Below are 17,209 nucleotides of genomic sequence, written 5' to 3' on the forward strand. Positions count from 1 at the left end.
CCCGGCTGTACCGAGCCGGCCCTCGGTCAGGCGGTGAGCAGCCCCTGCGCGCGGGCCGGTGTCTGTGCCGAGCCGGGTGCGCCCGCGGTGACGACGCGGGCGCCGAGCCGTCAGGCGGGCTGGACGGTGATGGTGCAGAGGCGCTTGGTGGCCCGGGTCAGGGCTACGTACAGGTCCCTCTCCCCACCGGGGCGGGCCGTGATGATCTCCTCGGGGTCCATGACGACGACGCCGTCGAATTCCAGGCCGCGTGCTTCGGAGGCCGGCACGATGCGTGCGTGGTGAGCGACGCCCTGGGCCGTCAGCTCGCCCACCCTGGTGTCCGCGCAGACCACTCCCAGAAGCTCGCCCGGGTGCGCGGTGCTCTGGGCGCGGAGTTCCTGGACGACGGCGGTGACCAACCCGTCCGGAGGTGTGGTCACGGTGCGAGGGCTCTCACCGCGTCGCAGTGACCGTGTGGGCTTCTGGTCCGGGGCGATCCGCGTGAGCAGGTCCCGGACGCTCTCCAGGATCTCCCGCGTGGTGCGGTAGCTGACGGTCAGGTCGTGCAGTGTGAACCGCGGTCCGACGTGGGGGCCCAGTGCCTCCTTCCAGTCGCGGGCAGTCGCGACCGGGCCCGCCTGGGCGAAGTCACCCACCAGCGTCATCGCCCTTGCCGGGCAGCGGCGGACGATCATCCGCCACTGCATGGCGGTCAGTTCCTGCGCCTCGTCGACGACGACGTGCCCGTACGTCCGCTCGGGAGGTCCCTCGACCAGGCTCGCCGCCTCGTCCAGCAACGGCACATCGGCATCGGTCCACGGGGCGTCCGGACCACGCAGCAGAAGGGACCGCTCCTGCGCGGTCAGGCGGGGCAGGCGCTCGGCGAGGGCGCCGGCGTCCGTCAGGAGCGCCTTCACGAGGTCACCGGGTACCAGCCGCGGCCACAGCGCCTCGACCGCTCGGTCGACGCCGGCGTCGTCGAGGAGATCGGCTCGGATGGCGCCCAGGTCCAGCTCGTGGACCGGACCCGGGTCGGGTGCGCCTTCGGCACGGCGCTGGGCGACTCCCGTGAACCGGTCGAGGTTGATGCCCGTCATCCTTTCGGCATCGGCGTCGATCTGTTCCAGGACGTCGCCCATGTCTCGTTGCATCGCGTCGGTGACGGCGTCGACCAGGAGCTCCTTGAACACCCGGCGCGCGGGGTTGTGCCCCGGTGCCGCTGCCACGGCGGCGTCGCGTGCCGTGGCGACTTCCTCGTCGGACAGGTGAACCAGTTCCTGTCCGACCCGCACGGAGAAGTCGCCGGCGGGGGCCTGGTGGACGCGCAGCAGGGAGGCCAAGGCGTCGGCGAGGTCGGAGCCGCCCTTGAGGCGCGCCGTGTCGAACGGGTCCACCGCGTCCGGGGACACCCCGGCCAGTTCCCGGCAGGTCGCCAGAACGACGTCGTTCTCTCCGAGCGAGGGAAGGACCTGGGAGATGTAGTCCAGGAACCGGGCGTTCGGGCCCACCACCAGGACACCTTCCTCCGCGGCGCGCGGGAACGCGTAGAGGACATAGGCCGCCCGGTGCAGGGCGACCACCGTCTTGCCGGTGCCGGGCCCGCCCTGCACCACGGTCACCCCTCGGTGGGCGGAGCGGACGATCTCGTCCTGTTCGGCCTGCAGCGTCGCGACGGCCGCGTGCATCGTGCCCGTACGCCGTGCCGACAGAGCCTCGGTCAACGGGCCGTCCCCCACGACGTCCTCGTCGGTCGGGGCGGTCCCGTCCAGCAGTTCGTCGCTCACCGAGACGACCGTGCGCTCCTCGAGGCGCAGGTGCCGGCGCCGCCGCAGGTCCATCGGGTGGACCGGTGTCGCCTCGTAGAAGGGCCGCGCCGCGTTCGCGCGCCAGTCCACGAGCAGAGGCAGGTCGTCCTCCTCCGTGTGCAGTCCGATCCGCCCGATACGCAGGGCCGTGCCGTCCGTCCAGTCGATGCGCCCGAAGACCAGCCCCTTTTCGGCGCTCTCCAGCCGACTGATTTCCTTGGCGAGACGCTCGGCGGCGATTTCTCTCTCGTATGCCTCACCGGCGCTGTCCGCCGGGGCCTTCAGCACACTCGCCCGGTGTACGCGCGCCTCGGAAAGCCGTTCGGTGAGCAACGCGTACAAGGAGGACACATAATCCTGCTCCGAGTCAACCGCACGAACAGCGGAATCATTCATTTTCGACAACAGGCAGCTCCTTCGATTCGAGCCACACCATACGGTCAAAGTTCCCTAAAGGTAAGTCTTGACTTGCTTGGTGAACCTATGTCCCTATGACTGAATCCATGACGGCTGACCGACGGCGTATCAATATTCCGCCGTTCCGTATATCGCTCATTGCGCTCCCGATGCTCGCGTGCCTTATGGGTGAGCCCGCCCTTAAATGCCGGCGGTTTTTTGCCGCGCTCGTGGAAAGGCGGAAGATCCGGCGAGGGGGCTATACCCCTGCGCGTCACCGCCGTCCTCACGGTCCACCGGAGACTTCTCGACCTCCGCCAGGTCCTCGATGCTTTTGGGCTTTCCTCGGCGCTACCTCGCGGAGCCGGGCCGCCGCTCGGAGCCGGTCCTTCGCTCGGAGCCGGTCCTTCGCTCAGAGGCGGTCTTTCGCTCAGAGCCGGTACGGCTTCGGGCGGCGGCGCAGCACCCCTCCGATGGCGGCCAGCGCCGCTGCCGCCAGCGCGCCCCCCACCGCGTAGGCGACCGTGCCGTGGCCCTCGGGGCCTTCGCCGGGACCGCCCGCCACCCCGCGCGGCGGTGCGGAGGCGGCCGAGGGCGTGCGCGCCGGGGGCTCGGGGACGAGGACGGACTGGCTGCCCGCGGTGAGGAAGTGCGCGCACACGACGACCACCGTGTAGGTGCCCGGCCTGACGTCCCGCCAGGCGGCGGACTGGCTCACGCCGGTGCCCCTGAGCGGCACCTGGCGCCCCGGGCCGAGGTCCGTCCGGTCGCCGCCGAACAGCGAGGCGGTGCCCCGGTCGCCGTCGGCGGCGCCGCACGCGCTGGTGGTGACCGAGACGGTGGAACCGCTGGTGGAGACGGAGATCCCCGGTCCCGCGCCGGCCGGCCCGGCCGCCACGCCGAGCGCGAGCGCGGCGGCCGCCGCGACGGGGACGGAGCGGAGCAAGAGTTGGGAAGTGCGCATCGGAGTCCTCCGGCGGCACGGTCGGCGGTCCGTCCCGTGTGCCGCCGGAGATGGGGAAAGGCCCGTGCTGCTCAGGGGCAGCCAACGTCCCCGGGCCGTCTCCCGCAGCCGGAGCGCACCCGGTCGGGTAACGCGCCGAGGTGCGGACACGTCCCCCCGGGCGGGAGGCCCGGATCGCTCACCAGGCCGGCGCGGCCTGGAGCAGCCGCTCCCGGACCAGGACGACGTGCGGATGGTCCGGGCCCCCCGGACGCTGGGTGAGGTAGGCGGTGTTGATCGGGGGGTCCTCCGGGGAGAGCAGGGGCACGAGCGCGCCGGAGGCCAGTTCGGCGCGGCACAGGTAGCGGGGGAGCACCGTGATCCCGGCCCCGGCGGCCACCGCGGACAGCACGCCCCGCAGGTCCGGCACGGTGACGGCGGCCTGGCCGGTCAGGCGGGTGCCGAAGACGTGCCGCCAGTAGCGCCGCGCGATCGGCAGGTCCTCGGCGTAGGTGACCAGGGGTGCCTCAGCCAGCGCGGCGGGCCCCTCGGCGGCGACCCGGCCGGTGCCGATGCGCTCCACCCAGGCGGGGGCCGCCACGAGCACGAACTCCTCGTCCATCAGCGGGACCCAGGTCAGAGTGCGGCCGCGCGGCCGGGAGGTGGCGATCACCAGGTCGTGGCGGCCGGCCCGCAGCTCGGCCAGCAGGTCGTCGGTGAGCCCGGCGCCGACCCGCAGCCGTACGCCCTGCTCGACCAGCGGGGCCAGGGCGGGCAGCACATGGGTGCACAGGAGCTCGGCCGGGCCCGCCAGATGGACCGGCTCCGGCGGCCGGTCGGCGCCGAGACCGCCGGGATCCGCGACGGCGGCGAGCGCGTCCAGCGGCGCCGCCACCCGGCCGGCCAACTGGTCGGCCACCGGGGTGGGTACCACGCCGCGCGACTGACGTTCGAACAGTTCCCGCCCCAGCTGCTCCTCCAGGGTGCGGATCTGTGCCGTCACCGTCGGCTGCGCGAGTCCCAGCAGCCGTGCCGCCGCCGTGAACGAACCGGCGCGGTGCACGGCGAGGAAGGTGCGCAGCAGGGACAGGTCCAGAGGAGTCGGCGGACCCGCCCGGCCATCGGAATTCCTATGGGGCATGGCCTCGATACTACGGTCCGTCTATGGCCGTCCCGCCCGGGCCCGTGGTCGCCGTGCGCTCGCCGGAGGGCCGGTGGTCACCGTGCGCTCGGCCGAGAAGCCGCCCCAGGTTCCGTCCGGGAGCCTGGTCGAGCTGGATCTGGTACTCCGTCACCACCCCGTCCGTGCGCGGCGGAATCCAGGAGAGGTCGAGACAGTAGGCCCCGCCGGCCCGGTGGGTGCCGGCGCGGAAGGCGCTGGGCGCGAGGTCCCGGCCGTCGTCGGAGCCCGGCGCGGTGGTGACGCGTACCGGGGCGCCGGCCGGGGAGAGGTTCCCGGCCGCGTCGCGGGCCCGCACGGTGAAGGAGTACCGCGTCCCGGCCCGCAGCCCCGTGACCACCGCCTCCGTCCGGTCCCCGGGCACACTGTGGATCTTCGTAGCGCCCTGGAGGACGTCGTACGAGACCACGCCCCGGTCGTCCGCCGAGCGGGACCAGGACAGCCGGACGGCGTGGCTCCCCGCCGCCCGGCCGCGCACGGCGCGCGGCGTGGTCGGCGCCGAGCCGTCCGCCGGGACCGCGGCGGGCGTGGTCGCCCGGACCGCGCGGCTGCGGGGCCCGAGCCGGCCGTCCGCGTCGCGGGCCCGCACCGTGAAGACGTACGTGGTCGCCGGGCTGAGCCGGGGGACGTCCACCATGTGCGCGGACGCCGGTACGTCCCTCACCTCGGCCGTGCCCCGGTACACCTCGTACCCGGCGATGCCGGACGGCGCGGACACCGCGTTCCACATCACGTGCACGCTGGTCGCGCTCCCCGCCACCGCGGTGACACCCGTGGGCGCCCCGGGCAACGGGCCGCCGTCGTCGTCGGAGCCGCCCCACCCGCAGCCGCAGAGCACCACCAGCGCGGCGCAGGCCGCGACGGCGCGACCGGGGACGCGCCGCGGGAGGACGGTTCGGGCGGGCACGCGTCGCACGAGAACGGCCTCCCCGCAAACGGCGGCGTGAGCGTCATGGACGCCGCCCGCAATGGTCCGGACCAATATGCACCGCCGACGGGGTCGCATCAAGGGGGCGGCCGCCGGTGAGTGTCCGGGAGACTTACGTATGCTGGTGCCGTATCGGCTGAACCAGCCCCGAGGACGGGGGAGTTCACGCTGCGGCGCGGACCGCTGTCGTCGCTGATGCCGCGCCGGCAGGGGCGGCCGGGGGCCGGAACCGACACGGATTCCGGCCCCCGGTCACCCGGCGGGCGCGACGCGTGAACCGAGGGCGCGTATCTCGGACTTCGGACCTCAGACCTTCCGGTAGCCGTACGCCTCCATGGCCGCCGCCTCCACCTCGTCCAGGTCGGCCCCCGTCGCCGCCGTGACGACCGCGGCCACCGCGCCCTCCACGAACGGGGCGTCCACCAAACGTGTGTTGCCGGGCAGTTCGTCGCACTCCGCGAGCAGCGCCTTCACGGTGAGCACGGCGCTGCCGAGGTCGGTGAGGACCGCCACCCCAGCACCCCGGTCCACGGACGCGGCCGCGGCGACGACCAGCTCGGCGCTGGTGCCCAGCCGGCCGTTCTCCCGGCCGCCCGCCGGGGCCACGGGCACCGCCGCACCCCCCGCCAGGCCCTGCGCCAGCCGCGCCACCGACTCGGCGACCTCGGCGCTGTGCGACACCAGCACGATCCCGACCAGCTTCTCCTCACTCACCCTCGGCCTCCGCAGCGTCGACCAGCGCGGCGACGAGCAGCGCCGACGAGGTGGCGCCGGGGTCCTGGTGCCCGATGCTGCGCTCCCCGAGGTAGCTCGCCCGGCCCTTGCGGGCCAGCATCGGCGTCGTGGCCACGGCGCCCTCCTCGGCGGCGGTCCGCGCGGCGGCGAAACCGTCGCCGAGCGCGTCCACGGCCGGCAGCAGCGCGTCGACCATGGTCTTGTCGCCGGGCTTCGCCCCGCCCAGGGTCATCACCCCGTCGACGCCCGCCCGCAGTGCCTCGGCGAGCTGCTCCTCACCGACCTCGGGGGCGTCCCCGAGCGCCTTGCCGGCCCGGCGCAGCAGCGTCCCGTAGAGCGGTCCGGAGGCGCCGCCGACGGTGGAGATCAACTGCCGTCCGGCGAGGGTCAGGACGGCACCGGGCGTCTCCGTCGCCTCCTTCTCCAGCGCGGCCCGTACGGCCGTGAACCCGCGCTGCAGATTGGTGCCGTGGTCGGCGTCCCCGATGGGCGAGTCGAGGGCGGTGAGCCGTTCCGCCTCGCGGTTGACGGACGCGGCGGTCGCCGTCATCCAACGGCGGAAGAAGTCGGCGTCGAGCACTGCATCTCCTTGCGTGGTAGGTACGTTGACGCGCCTGGCGTGCGAGGGCGGCCGCCGCCGTGTCACACGCCCCAGCGCAGGCCCGCTGTGTTCACCGGCGCGTCCCACAGCCGCAGCAGCTCCTCGTCGATCTGGCACAGGGTGACCGAGGCGCCCGCCATGTCGAGCGAGGTGACGTAGTTGCCGACCAGGGTCCGGGCCACGGGCACACCGCGCTCGGCGAGCACCCGGTGCACCTCGCCGTTGAAGCCGTACAGCTCCAGCAGCGGCGTCGCGCCCATGCCGTTGACCAGCAGCAGGACCGGGTTGCGCGGGTCCATGTCCTCCAGGATCGCGTGCACCGCGAAGTCGGCGATCTCGTGCGAGGTCATCATCGCCCGTCGCTCCCGGCCCGGCTCGCCGTGGATGCCGATGCCCAGCTCCAGCTCGCCCGGCGGCAGGTCGAAGGTCGGGCTGCCCTTGGCCGGGGTGGTGCACGCGCTCAGCGCGACGCCGAAGGTGCGGGAGTTCTCGTTGACCTGCCGGCCGATCGCCTCCACCCGTTCCAGGGGCTGTCCCTCGTCGGCCGCGGCGCCCGCGATCTTCTCCACGAACAGCGTCGCCCCGGTGCCGCGCCGGCCGGCCGTGTAGAGGCTGTCGGTGACGGCCACGTCGTCGTTGACGAGGACCTTGGCGATCCGGATGCCCTCGTCCTCGGCGAGCTCGGCCGCCATGTCGAAGTTCAGCACGTCGCCGGTGTAGTTCTTCACGACGAACAGCACGCCCGCCCCGCTGTCCACGGCCGCTGCGGCCCGCAGCACCTGGTCGGGGACCGGCGAGGTGAAGACCTCTCCGGGGCAGGCCGCCGACAACATCCCCGGGCCCACGAACCCGCCGTGCAGTGGCTCGTGCCCGGAGCCGCCGCCCGAGACCAGGGCGACCTTCCCGGCCACGGGCGCGTCCCGTCGTACGACCACCCGGTTCTCCACGTCGACGGTCAGCTCGGGATGGGCGGCCGCCATACCGCGCAACGCGTCCGCGACCACGGTCTCCGCGACGTTGATGAGCATCTTCATGGCTGCCTCCTGGTGAGCCCGGCGGGCTGTCTCGGTCCGGCTTCCGTGCGTCGTGGGCGAGGTCCGGCGGTCGGAGCGCCCGTCCCTCGCCGTCGGACGGGCGTCTCGTGCGCGGGCGTGGCCGCCCGCTCTCCGCAGTATCGGCCCTGTGGCGGTGATGGTCACCTGTACTGCCGATACCGGCGGTTCGGCCGCCGGGAGGGGGAGACGCGAACGCGGGTCAGCCGCCGGTGCCGTCGTGCCGCCCGGGAGGCCCGTCCTCCTCGTCCTCCCCCTTCCCCTCGTCCTCCTCGCGCTCCGGCTCCTCGCGCTCGCCGGGCGCGACGTCCGGCTGCTCCTCGGTCCCGTGGGTCCGGCGGGTCACGGGGGCCCTGCCGCTCACGACGATGCCGTCGATCTCGTCGATCCGGCCGGCCCCGTCGATCTCCTCGCGGTCCTCGTGCGCCAGCAGGTGCCCCGTACGGTCGCAGAACAGATGGCCCACCAGCGCGCCCCCGTGGACCACGAATCCGGCCCCGACGAGCCAGGACTCCACGATCAGGACCGTGCCCACGGCTCCGTAGCTGACCGCGTTGGTCACGATGAGCGGGGTGAACACCAGGTACGAGAACGCCCGCAGGCCCACCAGGCCCGCCATGGTCGCGACGGCGCCGGGCAGCAGCAGCCGCCAGCGCACCTGGCGGCCGAGGAGGAAGTGCGGGCCCCACCAGAAGAACAGCACGCCGATCGCCAGGCTGAGCAGCATTCGGTACGTCCCCGCCAGCACCGTGCGGGTCTGCACCTGCACGTACAGGTACGTCATGAGCGCGAGCAGCCAGACGGCCTGGCGCCAGATCCGGTGCCAGGGGCCGGCCGGCAGCCGCCACACCCGCTCGTAGCCGTTCTGCACGCTGGAGGCGAACGACAGGCCGAACAGGGCCAGCAGCACACCGCCCCAGACGCTGAGGGTGCCGACCACCTTGCGCGACGGGCTGAACGCCTCCGACAGCACCCGCTCGGACCGGCCGGACAGGTCCATGCCGTCCACCAGCCACAGCGCGAACCCGCCGTGATGCAGAGGATCGGCCGCCGCGACGACGATCAGCAGCGGGGCCAGGGTCACCAGCGCGAGCGTGGCGAAGCCCAGCGCCCGGTGCATCAGCTCCAGTTCCTTGCCGCGCCGGTAGAGCTCGGCGGCCCACCAACGGGCGGCCGACGGGCGGTCGCCGGGCCGCTCGCCGCTCAACGCCGCCGCCGGCGGTGTCCGTCTCCGTGACTGGCGGTGCCCGGCGTCGGGCCGGGCGGGCGGGGCAGGCGTGACATGGCGACGGCGCCTCCTCTCCGGACCCCGGCTGAACCGGCGCGCGGCCGCGCACCCCCATCATCGCGACGCGAGCGTCGCGCCGCACCCGGGAGCCGGGACGGGGGGAGGGGACGTGTGCCCCGGGCGGGGGAGTGGAGTGGGGGCTAGCCCCGGCCGGTCTCCGCGCCGCCCGGGCGGCCGGGCGTGTCGCCGCCGTGCCCGTCCCGGGCGGGACGCTCCGGCGTCGTGCTGGTCCGCGACCCGATGTTGCCGTGCGCGGGGATCTGGTGCGGGGTCAGCCGGTCACCGCCCCTGGGCACCTCGTCGGGCTCGCGGTGCTCCATGACCTCGCCGACCGGGCCGCCGTCCGGCAGACGCGGCTGCTCCTCCGGACGCGGAGGTGCGGGTTCGCGGCGGCGGACTCGGAAGCCCAGCACGAAGGCGCCGATCAGCAGGGCCACCACGACGAGACCCACGATGAACGGCCCGACACCGGCCAGGAAGCCCTGGCTGGCGATCTCCAGCGATGCGTTATTCATGATCCCGCGGGTACCCTCGGCCCGCGTGGTGAACCCGTTCACCACGCCCGCGCAGGCCAGGACGGGGACCGTACCCCCTGGGGTACCGGGTTTGACGGGGTCGGCACCGGCAACCCGCGCGATGTGAGTACTACGCCAGCGACGACATCGCAACAGGAACTGATTCGTTTTCTCGAAGACCGCTTCGCCTGTGCGCAGGCGTGTTCGGACTGCGCCCGCGCGTGCGCCCTGCGTGCCAGCGCGGTCGATCCCGGCGGCACCGACCAGCAGGAACTGGTCCGGCGCAAGGGCATCATGTGCGCGGAGGTGTGCGACGCGACCTGCCGGGTGCTGTCCGAGCAGAACGGCCTCGACGAGGCCGGCATCCGCGCCCAGCTCGAGTGGTGCCGCACCGTCTGCCTGGAGAGCGCACACGTCTTCGACGGTTTCCCCGGCGCCGAGCAGACCGCCGAGGCCTGCCGGGCGTCCGCCCGCGCCTGCTCCGAGTTCATGGCCACGCTGAGCTGACGGCCGCAAAGAGCCGACCGAGGAGGTGCGCGGACGGGACCACCGCACGGCATTCCCCCCTTTTTTTGAGACACGTTCCACGATGTGCGCCGTCAGGGCCGCTCCCGGCTCCCGGTGCGCCGCGGCCGGCGGAAGATCATCTCCTGGATCGGCCCGGGGACGACCCGGGTCCGGCGTTAGCCTGCCGGGGTGGAGACGACTCGTCCGGCCGACCCCGGGCTCTTCGGGCCCTCCTCGGTGACCTGGCAGATGCACGGCGACCCGATGATGTGGGTGGCCGGCATCCGCGCGCTCTACCTCCAGGCACTCCACCCGGCCGCCGTCGGCGGCGTCCTGCAGAACTCCGACTTCCGCCGGGACGCCTGGGGCCGGCTGCTGCGCACCGCGCGTTTCGTCGGCACGACGACGTACGGGACCACCGAGTCCGCCGAGCGCGCCGGCGCCCGGGTGCGCAAGATCCACAGCATGCTGTCCGCGACCGACCCGAGGACGGGACGGACGTACCGGATCGACGCGCCCGGACTCCTGCTGTGGGTGCACTGCGCGGAGATCGACTCCTATCTGCACGTCCTGCGCCGCTCCGGATTCCCCCTCACCGACGCACAGACCGACCGCTACCTCGCCGAGCAGCGGGAGAGCGCCCGCCTGGTGGGACTGGACCCCGCGGCCGTGCCCGCCGACCGCGCCGCGATGGCCGCCTACTTCGCCGCGGTGCGCCCGGAACTGGCCGCCGGAGCCGGCGCACGCGAGGTGGACGACTTCCTGCTCCGCCCCCCGGCGCACCCCCTGCTCGTCCCGGCGCGTGAGGTGCTGTGGCGGCGCGTGGCCCACCTGGCGTACGCCTCCCTGCCGCCGTACGCCCATGAGCTCTACGGCAGACCGGCCCCGCCGCCCGCCGTCGTGACCCGCCGGCTGCGGGCCGCGGGCGCCCTGCTGCGCCGCGTCCCCGCACGGCTGCGCTGGCAGCTCCCGCCCCGGAACATCCTGGGCGCGATGGCCCGGCTCGGACCCGAGTCACGTCCCGCACCGTACAAAGTCGGACGATAGCCCGCCATACTGGGCGAGGACCCGCCTCCGGGATCAGGCGGACGCCGGGGCGCGGTCACGGGCGGTCCGAAGGGGAGGTCCCGGCCGGGGAGGGCGGGGCGGACGGCGACGGGGGCGACGGCGCGAGATGGCGGACACCGGACTGATCCACGGCCGTTACCGGCTGCTCGACCGGATCGGGCGCGGCGGCATGGGCGAGGTGTGGCGCGCCCGCGACGAGTCGCTGGGCCGTCAGGTCGCCGTGAAGTGCCTCAAGCCGCTCGGCCCGCACCACGACCCGTCGTTCACGCGGGTGCTGCGCGAGCGGTTCCGGCGCGAGGCCCGGGTGGCCGCCGCGCTCCAGCACCGCGGGGTGACCGTCGTCCACGACTTCGGCGAGTCCGACGGCGTCCTCTATCTGGTGATGGAGCTGCTCGACGGCCTCAACCTCAGCCAGCTCCTGGAGGGCAACGAGCACCGGCCGCTGCCGGTCCCCGACATCGTCGAGATCGCCGAGCAGGTCTCCGCCGCCCTCGCCTACACCCACCGGCAGGGCATCGTGCACCGGGACCTGAAGCCGGCGAACATCATGCGCCTCGCCGACGGCACGGTGAAGATCTGCGACTTCGGCATCGCCCGCCTCGGCCACGACATCGGCTTCACCGCGCGGCTGACCGGCACCGGCGTGGCCATGGGCACCCCGCACTACATGTCGCCGGAGCAGATCGGCGGAACCGACGTCGACCAGCGCAGCGACCTCTACTCGCTCGGCTGCGTCCTGTACGAGATCGCCACCGGGGCACCGCCGTTCGACCTCGACGACGCCTGGGCGGTCCTCGTCGGCCACCGCGACACCCCGCCGACGCCGCCGCGCCGCCACCGCGGCGAGCTGCCCGCCTACCTGGAGCGGATCATCCTCGACCTGCTCGCCAAGCAGCCCGAGCAACGGCCCGGCGACGCCCACGAGTTGTGCCGCCGCATCATCGCCGGCCGGACGGCTCCGGCGTACGTGCCCACGGTGGTCACGGCCCGGCCGCGGCCGGGCACGCCCGAGCCGGGCACGCCTGAGCCGGGCACGCCCGAGCCGGGCACGCCTGAGCCGGGCACGCCCGAGCCGGGCGCGCGCGGAGGCCGCCTGCCGTCGTGGACGCACGGCATGACCGACGGCCCCAGGGCCACCGGCGCCGTCCTGCGCGCCACCCCCGCGGACCCGGGCGCGGGACTCACCGGCGCATGGACGGTTCCCCCCGGCCCGGACGGCGCCGGCGACCCGGTCGCGAGTCCCGGCGGGCGGCCCGCGCCGCGGCCGGACGGCACGCCCGCGCCGCCCCCGGCGACGCTCACCGCCCTCGCCGGACGGCACAACGCGGGCCTCGGCCTCGGGCGCCTCGGCCGCTGGGAGGAGGCGGGGGAGGTGCACCGCGCGGTCGCCGCCGAGCGGGCCGGCCTCCTCGGCGCCGACCACCCCGACACCCTCGCCAGCCACTACGAGGTGGCCTTCACGCTCAGCCGCACCGGCCGGGCCGGAGAGGCGCTGCGCGCGTACAAGCAGGTGACCGGGGCCAGGATCCGGGTGCTCGGCGCCGACCACCGCGACACCCTCGCCGCCCGCCAGGAGATGGCCTACGTCCTCGGGCAGCTCGGCCGCCACTTCGACGCCCACCAGGTGTACCGGTCGGTGCTCGCCGCGCGGGAACGCACCATGGGCGCGGACCACCCCGACACCCTGCGCTGCCGCCACAACCTCGCCTTCAACCTCAGTCGCCTCGGCCGCCTGGAGGACTCCTACCGCATGGCCTGCGAGGTGGCCGCCGCGCGCGCCCGCGTGCTCGGCCCCACCCACCCCGACACCCTGGTCACCCGCTACGAAGTCGCCTACGCCCTCGGTCAGTTGGGGCGCTGGGCCGAGGCCCTGCAGACCTACGGCGAGGTCGCCGAGGCGCGCGCCCGGGCTCTCGGGCCCGACCACCCCGACACCCTGGCCGCCCGCTACGAGGTCGGCATCAGCCTGGGCCGGCTCGGCCGCAGCGCGGAGGCGCTCCGGCTCTACCGCGGCCTCGTCGACGACCGCACCCGGGTGCACGGCCCCACCCACCCCGAGACCCTGCGCGCCCGGCACGGCCTCGGGGTCAACCTCGGCCGGCTCGGCCGCTGGGAGGAGGCCCTCGACGAGTCCCGCGACGTGTGCGCCATCCGCGAGCGGGTCCTCGGCGCCGACCACCCGGACACCCTGGTCAGCCGCCGCGAGGTGGCGGTCGGCCTCGGCTGGCTCGGCCGCTGGGCGGACGCGCTCACCGAGTACCGCCGGGTGGCCGCCGCCCGCGAGTACGTCCTCGGCCCGGACCACCCCGACACCCTGGCCAGCCGCAACGACGAGGCGCACTGCCTGGAACAGCTCGGCCGGGGCGCGGAGGCCGCCGAGCTGTACCGCAGGGTGGCGGTGCTGCGCCGGCAGCCGGCGGCGGGCGGCCACTGACACCGGCACCGCGTCCGCCGCCCCCTGGCCGTCGTAGATCATCACGTGTTAACAAGAACCATGACCGCACTCGAAGGACACGGGACGTACGACGCCGTCATCGTCGGCGCAGGCCACAACGGGCTGGTCGCCGCCGCCTACCTGGCGCGCGCCGGACGGTCGGTGCTGGTGCTGGAGCGGCTGGACCACACCGGCGGGGCGGCCGTCTCCACCCGCCCGTTCGCCGGCGTGGACGCCCGGCTGTCCCGCTACTCCTACCTGGTCAGCCTGCTGCCGCGGAAGATCGTCCGGGATCTGCGCCTGGAGTTCCGCCTGCGCACCCGCACCGTCTCCTCGTACACGCCCGTCGAGCGCGACGGCCGCGCCACGGGGCTGCTGGTCGGCGGCGGGGAGCAGCGGACCCGGGAGTCCTTCGCCCGGCTGACCGGCTCCGACCGCGAGTACGCGGCCTGGCAGCGGTTCTACGGCATGACCGGCCGCCTCGCCCAGCGGGTCTTCCCCACCCTCACCGAGCCGCTGCCCACCCGTGACGAGCTGCGCCGCCGCGTCGACGACGAGGAGGCCTGGCGGACCCTGTTCGAGGAGCCGATCGGCGTCGCCGTCGAGGACCGCTTCGCCGACGACCTGGTGCGCGGCGTGGTCCTCACCGACGCGCTCATCGGCACCTTCGCCGACGCCCACGACCCCTCACTCCAGCAGAACCGCTGCTTCCTCTACCACGTGATCGGCGGCGGCACCGGCGACTGGGACGTGCCCGTCGGCGGCATGGGCGCCCTGACCGACGCGCTCGCGGACGCCGCCCGCCGCGCGGGGGCCGTCATCGCCACCGGCCACGAGGCAGTACGGGTGGCGACCGACGGCCGGGCCGCCGAGGTGACCTACCGGCACCGGGACACGCAGGGCACGGTCGGCGCCCGGCACGTCCTGGTGAACGCCTCGCCCGAGGCACTGGCCGCGCTCACCGCGGACGCCCCGCCGGAGCCCGCGGAGGGCGCCCAGCTCAAGGTGAACATGCTGCTCACCCGGCTGCCCCGGCTGCGGGACACCTCCGTCGACCCGCGCGAGGCGTTCTCCGGCACCTTCCACATCGCCGAGGGCTACCGGCAGCTGGCCGCCGCGCACGCCCAGGCCGCCGCCGGCGAACTGCCCGCGGCGCCGCCGTCCGAGATCTACTGCCACTCCCTGACCGACCGCACCATCCTCGGCCCCGACCTGGTCGAACGGGGCTACCAGACGCTCACCCTCTTCGGCCTGCACACCCCCGCCCGGCTCTTCGCCCGGGACAACGACGGCGTGCGGGAGGACCTGCTGAAGGCGACGCTGGCGCAGCTCGACGCCCACCTGGCCGAGCCGCTCGCCGACTGCCTCGCCACCGACGCGGACGGGCGGCCCTGCATCGAGGCGAAAACCCCGCTGGACCTCGAACGGGACCTCGGGCTGCCCGGCGGCAACATCTTCCACCGCGCCCTGAGCTGGCCGTACGCCGCCGAGGGCACCGGCCGCTGGGGCGTGGAGACCCCGCACGCCAACGTGCTGCTGTGCGGCGCGGGCGCGGTCCGCGGCGGCGGTGTCAGCGGCGTGCCGGGGCACAACGCGGCCATGGCGGTTCTCGAAGCGGGCGAGGGCGGCTGACGGCCCGTCGGCGAGGCGTCCCGTCCGGTGCCAGGGGCTCCGGACGTGCGCTCAGGGGCTCCGGACGTGCGCCAAGGGGCCCGGAACTTCACGGGTTCCGGAACTTCAGGGACCCCGGCTCTTCTGGGGACCCGTGGCTTCTCAGGCCCGGGGGCTAGCGGCCCGTGACGGTGTCCGGTGCCGCCGCGGCGGGCAGCGCGTGCAGCGTGCCGCTGGACGAGGCGGCATGGACGCTCCGCCCGCCGGGGCCGCAGACCGCCGCCAGGATCTGGCCACCGAGGTCGAAGCTCTGCAACGACGTCCCGTCCGCCGCGTCCAGCAGGTGCAGCCGCCCGCTCCACCCGCCCGCGTAGACGGCGGCGCCGTCGGTGCACAGCGCGAAGAACTCCTCGTGCTCCCCGTACGGCGCACTCCAGACGGTCTCGCCGGTCGCCGAGCCCAGACAGTGGACGGTGCCCGCGGCGTCCCCGACGATCACCGTGCCGACCCCGCGGACCGGCGCGGCCACCACCGGCGCGCCGAGCCGCGCCTCCCACACGACCGAGCCGTCCGCGGCGGCCAGGCACCGCACCCCGCCGTCGCCGTCCGCGGCCACCAGCCCCTCCTCCAGCGGCAACGGCGTCGCGAGGAGCGGCGCGGGCAGCCGCGCCGGAGCCGCCCAGCACACGCCGCCGTCCTCGTCGTCGACGGCGAGGATCTCCCGGCCCTGCGCTGCCGACAGATACACGTGCCGGGCACCGGCCGCGACCGGCACCGCCGGGTCGCCCGAGCCGCCGGTGAGCGGATCGGTCCGCCACCACACCCGCCGGGTGACCGCGTCGAAGTGGTGCAGCTGGCCGATGGCGTCGCCGAGGAACACGCTCTGCCCGCGCAGCAGCACCCGGGCCTGGGTCAGACTGCCCGCCGGCACGGACCACCACAGCCGGTGCTCCCGGGTGTTCCACGACTCCAGCCGGCCACCGGAGTCGCACACCAGCAGCACCCCGCCGTCCGCGCACAGCTGCACCGGAGCGGTGAAGTCCGTGCGGCGGGCCGTCTCCCCGCCGGTGGCGGCGTCCAGCCAGCGCACCGCGCCGGCGCCGTCGGCGGTGACCACGCCGCCCTCGTCGGTGGCCACCACGCTGTGCGGCCACTCCCCGACGTCGGCGCTCCAGCTGCGCCGCCCGGGCCGGAACGGCACGGTGAGGTCGGCGGCGTTGCCCGCCGACGCCAGGATGTCCCGCAGCCGGGCACGGTGGCCGGAGAGCAGGCGGACGGTGTCGGCGGGCAGCCGCAGCGCGCCCGGCCGGCCGAACCCCTCGGCGACCTCGTCCAGCCGCGGGCGGTCGGCCGGATCCTCCGCCAGGCAGGCGCGGAGCAGGCGGCCGGTGGTGTCGTCCGGCAGCCGGGACAGGTCGGGCGGGCCACCGCCGACGCGGCGCATCAGCATCGCCCGCGCGTCGCTCTCCCCGGTGTACGGGGGACGGCCGGTGAGGGCGTACAGGACGATGCCCGCGATGCCGAAGACGTCGGTCGCCGCCCCCGTCCCGGCCAGTCCCCTGAGCTGTTCGGGCGCGCAGAAGTGCGGGTGGCCGATGACCGTGTCGAGGGTCAGCGTGACCCGCTGGCCGCGGATGCGGGTCAGCCCGAAGTCGATGATCCACGGCCCGTCCTGCGTCAGCAGGATGTTGCCCGGGTGCAGGTCCCGGTGGAGCAGGCCCTTGCGGTGCGCGGTGTTGAGGGTGTCCACGAGTTCGGCGGCGATCGTGTGCACCGTGTCGGGCGGCAGCGCCCCGCCGTGCGACTCCACCACCCGGTACAGCGACAGGCCGGGGATGAAACGGGTGGCCAGCGTGGGCCGGCGCCCGGCGCCGAAGTCCAGGGCGAGCAACTCGGGGATGCGCGCCCCCTTGCAGCGATCCAGCGCCTTGCTCTCCTGGTGGAAGCGCTGCATGTGCTGCGCGTCCTCGGTGAACTCCCGCTTGAGGAGCTTCACGGCCGCCAGGGTGTCGGGGCCGTGCCGGTCACCCGGCCGCCGGCCGAGGTAGACGGTGCCGAAGCCGCCCGTGCCCAGCCGGCTCAGCAGGCGGAAGCCCGCGGCCTCGGGCGGGTCGGTGGCCGGGTCCAGCGGCATCACCATGTCGACGTCCTCTCTGCGCTGCGG

12 protein-coding genes and 2 pseudogenes are annotated in these 17,209 nt (G+C 74.6%); 4 read left to right on the forward strand and 10 right to left on the reverse strand.

Features of this window, described 5'->3' with window-relative positions:
• Positions 1-110: 110 nt before the first annotated feature.
• From ACIPM1_RS07690 to ACIPM1_RS07730, 9 genes and pseudogenes are all read right to left on the reverse strand, one after another.
• On the reverse strand, positions 111-2,138 hold the full coding sequence (locus tag ACIPM1_RS07690) for a HelD family protein (protein WP_402430323.1): 2,028 nt from the start codon (positions 2,136-2,138) through the stop codon (positions 111-113).
• 475 nt (positions 2,139-2,613) lie between these two features.
• The gene (locus ACIPM1_RS07695) at positions 2,614-3,147 is read right to left on the reverse strand and encodes a hypothetical protein (protein WP_402430325.1); all 534 of its coding nucleotides are present in this window, start codon (positions 3,145-3,147) and stop codon (positions 2,614-2,616) included.
• A 178-nt stretch (positions 3,148-3,325) separates the two neighbouring features.
• Positions 3,326-4,267: a LysR family transcriptional regulator gene (locus tag ACIPM1_RS07700; protein WP_402430328.1), complete on the reverse strand. Its 942-nt coding sequence runs from the start codon at positions 4,265-4,267 to the stop codon at positions 3,326-3,328.
• 21 nt (positions 4,268-4,288) lie between these two features.
• A pseudogene (locus tag ACIPM1_RS07705) lies at positions 4,289-5,222 on the reverse strand (fibronectin type III domain-containing protein).
• Between the two features lie 318 nt (positions 5,223-5,540).
• Positions 5,541-5,948 (reverse strand): dihydroxyacetone kinase phosphoryl donor subunit DhaM, encoded by a 408-nt coding sequence (gene dhaM / locus ACIPM1_RS07710; RefSeq protein ID WP_402430331.1) that lies wholly within the window; start codon positions 5,946-5,948, stop codon positions 5,541-5,543.
• Positions 5,941-6,549, reverse strand: coding sequence for a dihydroxyacetone kinase subunit DhaL (gene dhaL, locus ACIPM1_RS07715; RefSeq protein WP_356189112.1), 609 nt, complete (start codon positions 6,547-6,549; stop codon positions 5,941-5,943). Before dhaL ends, dhaM begins: the two co-directional genes overlap by 8 nt.
• A 62-nt stretch (positions 6,550-6,611) precedes the next feature.
• On the reverse strand, positions 6,612-7,604 hold the full coding sequence (gene dhaK, locus ACIPM1_RS07720; protein WP_402430334.1) for a dihydroxyacetone kinase subunit DhaK: 993 nt from the start codon (positions 7,602-7,604) through the stop codon (positions 6,612-6,614).
• Between the two features lie 463 nt (positions 7,605-8,067).
• Positions 8,068-8,829 (reverse strand): annotated as a pseudogene (locus ACIPM1_RS07725) (ribonuclease BN); the annotation flags it as partial.
• Positions 8,830-9,050: 221 nt separating this feature from the next.
• A complete protein-coding gene (locus ACIPM1_RS07730) occupies positions 9,051-9,425 on the reverse strand; it encodes a DUF6479 family protein (RefSeq protein ID WP_402430337.1) in 375 nt (124 codons plus the stop codon).
• A gap of 123 nt (positions 9,426-9,548) precedes the next feature.
• Here ACIPM1_RS07730 and ACIPM1_RS07735 point away from each other — a divergent pair, with 123 nt between their 5' ends.
• From ACIPM1_RS07735 to ACIPM1_RS07750, 4 genes are all read left to right on the forward strand, one after another.
• A complete protein-coding gene (locus ACIPM1_RS07735; RefSeq protein ID WP_356189118.1) occupies positions 9,549-9,932 on the forward strand; it encodes a ferredoxin in 384 nt (127 codons plus the stop codon).
• A gap of 249 nt (positions 9,933-10,181) precedes the next feature.
• Entirely contained in the window at positions 10,182-10,979 is a 798-nt protein-coding gene (locus ACIPM1_RS07740; protein WP_402430737.1) for an oxygenase MpaB family protein, read from the forward strand.
• A 127-nt stretch (positions 10,980-11,106) separates the two neighbouring features.
• Entirely contained in the window at positions 11,107-13,434 is a 2,328-nt protein-coding gene (locus tag ACIPM1_RS07745; protein ID WP_402430340.1) for a tetratricopeptide repeat protein, read from the forward strand.
• A gap of 60 nt (positions 13,435-13,494) precedes the next feature.
• On the forward strand, positions 13,495-15,066 hold the full coding sequence (locus tag ACIPM1_RS07750; RefSeq protein ID WP_402430343.1) for a phytoene desaturase family protein: 1,572 nt from the start codon (positions 13,495-13,497) through the stop codon (positions 15,064-15,066).
• Between the two features lie 154 nt (positions 15,067-15,220).
• Here ACIPM1_RS07750 and ACIPM1_RS07755 read toward each other — a convergent pair whose 3' ends face one another.
• Positions 15,221-17,185 carry a PQQ-binding-like beta-propeller repeat protein gene (locus ACIPM1_RS07755; RefSeq protein WP_402430347.1) on the reverse strand — a complete coding sequence of 655 codons (1,965 nt, stop codon included), beginning with the start codon at positions 17,183-17,185 and terminating at the stop codon, positions 15,221-15,223.
• Positions 17,186-17,209 lie beyond the last annotated feature (24 nt).

It is taken from the genome of Streptomyces sp. NPDC086766, from assembly GCF_044746005.1.
In the GTDB taxonomy this organism is placed as follows: domain Bacteria; phylum Actinomycetota; class Actinomycetes; order Streptomycetales; family Streptomycetaceae; genus Streptomyces.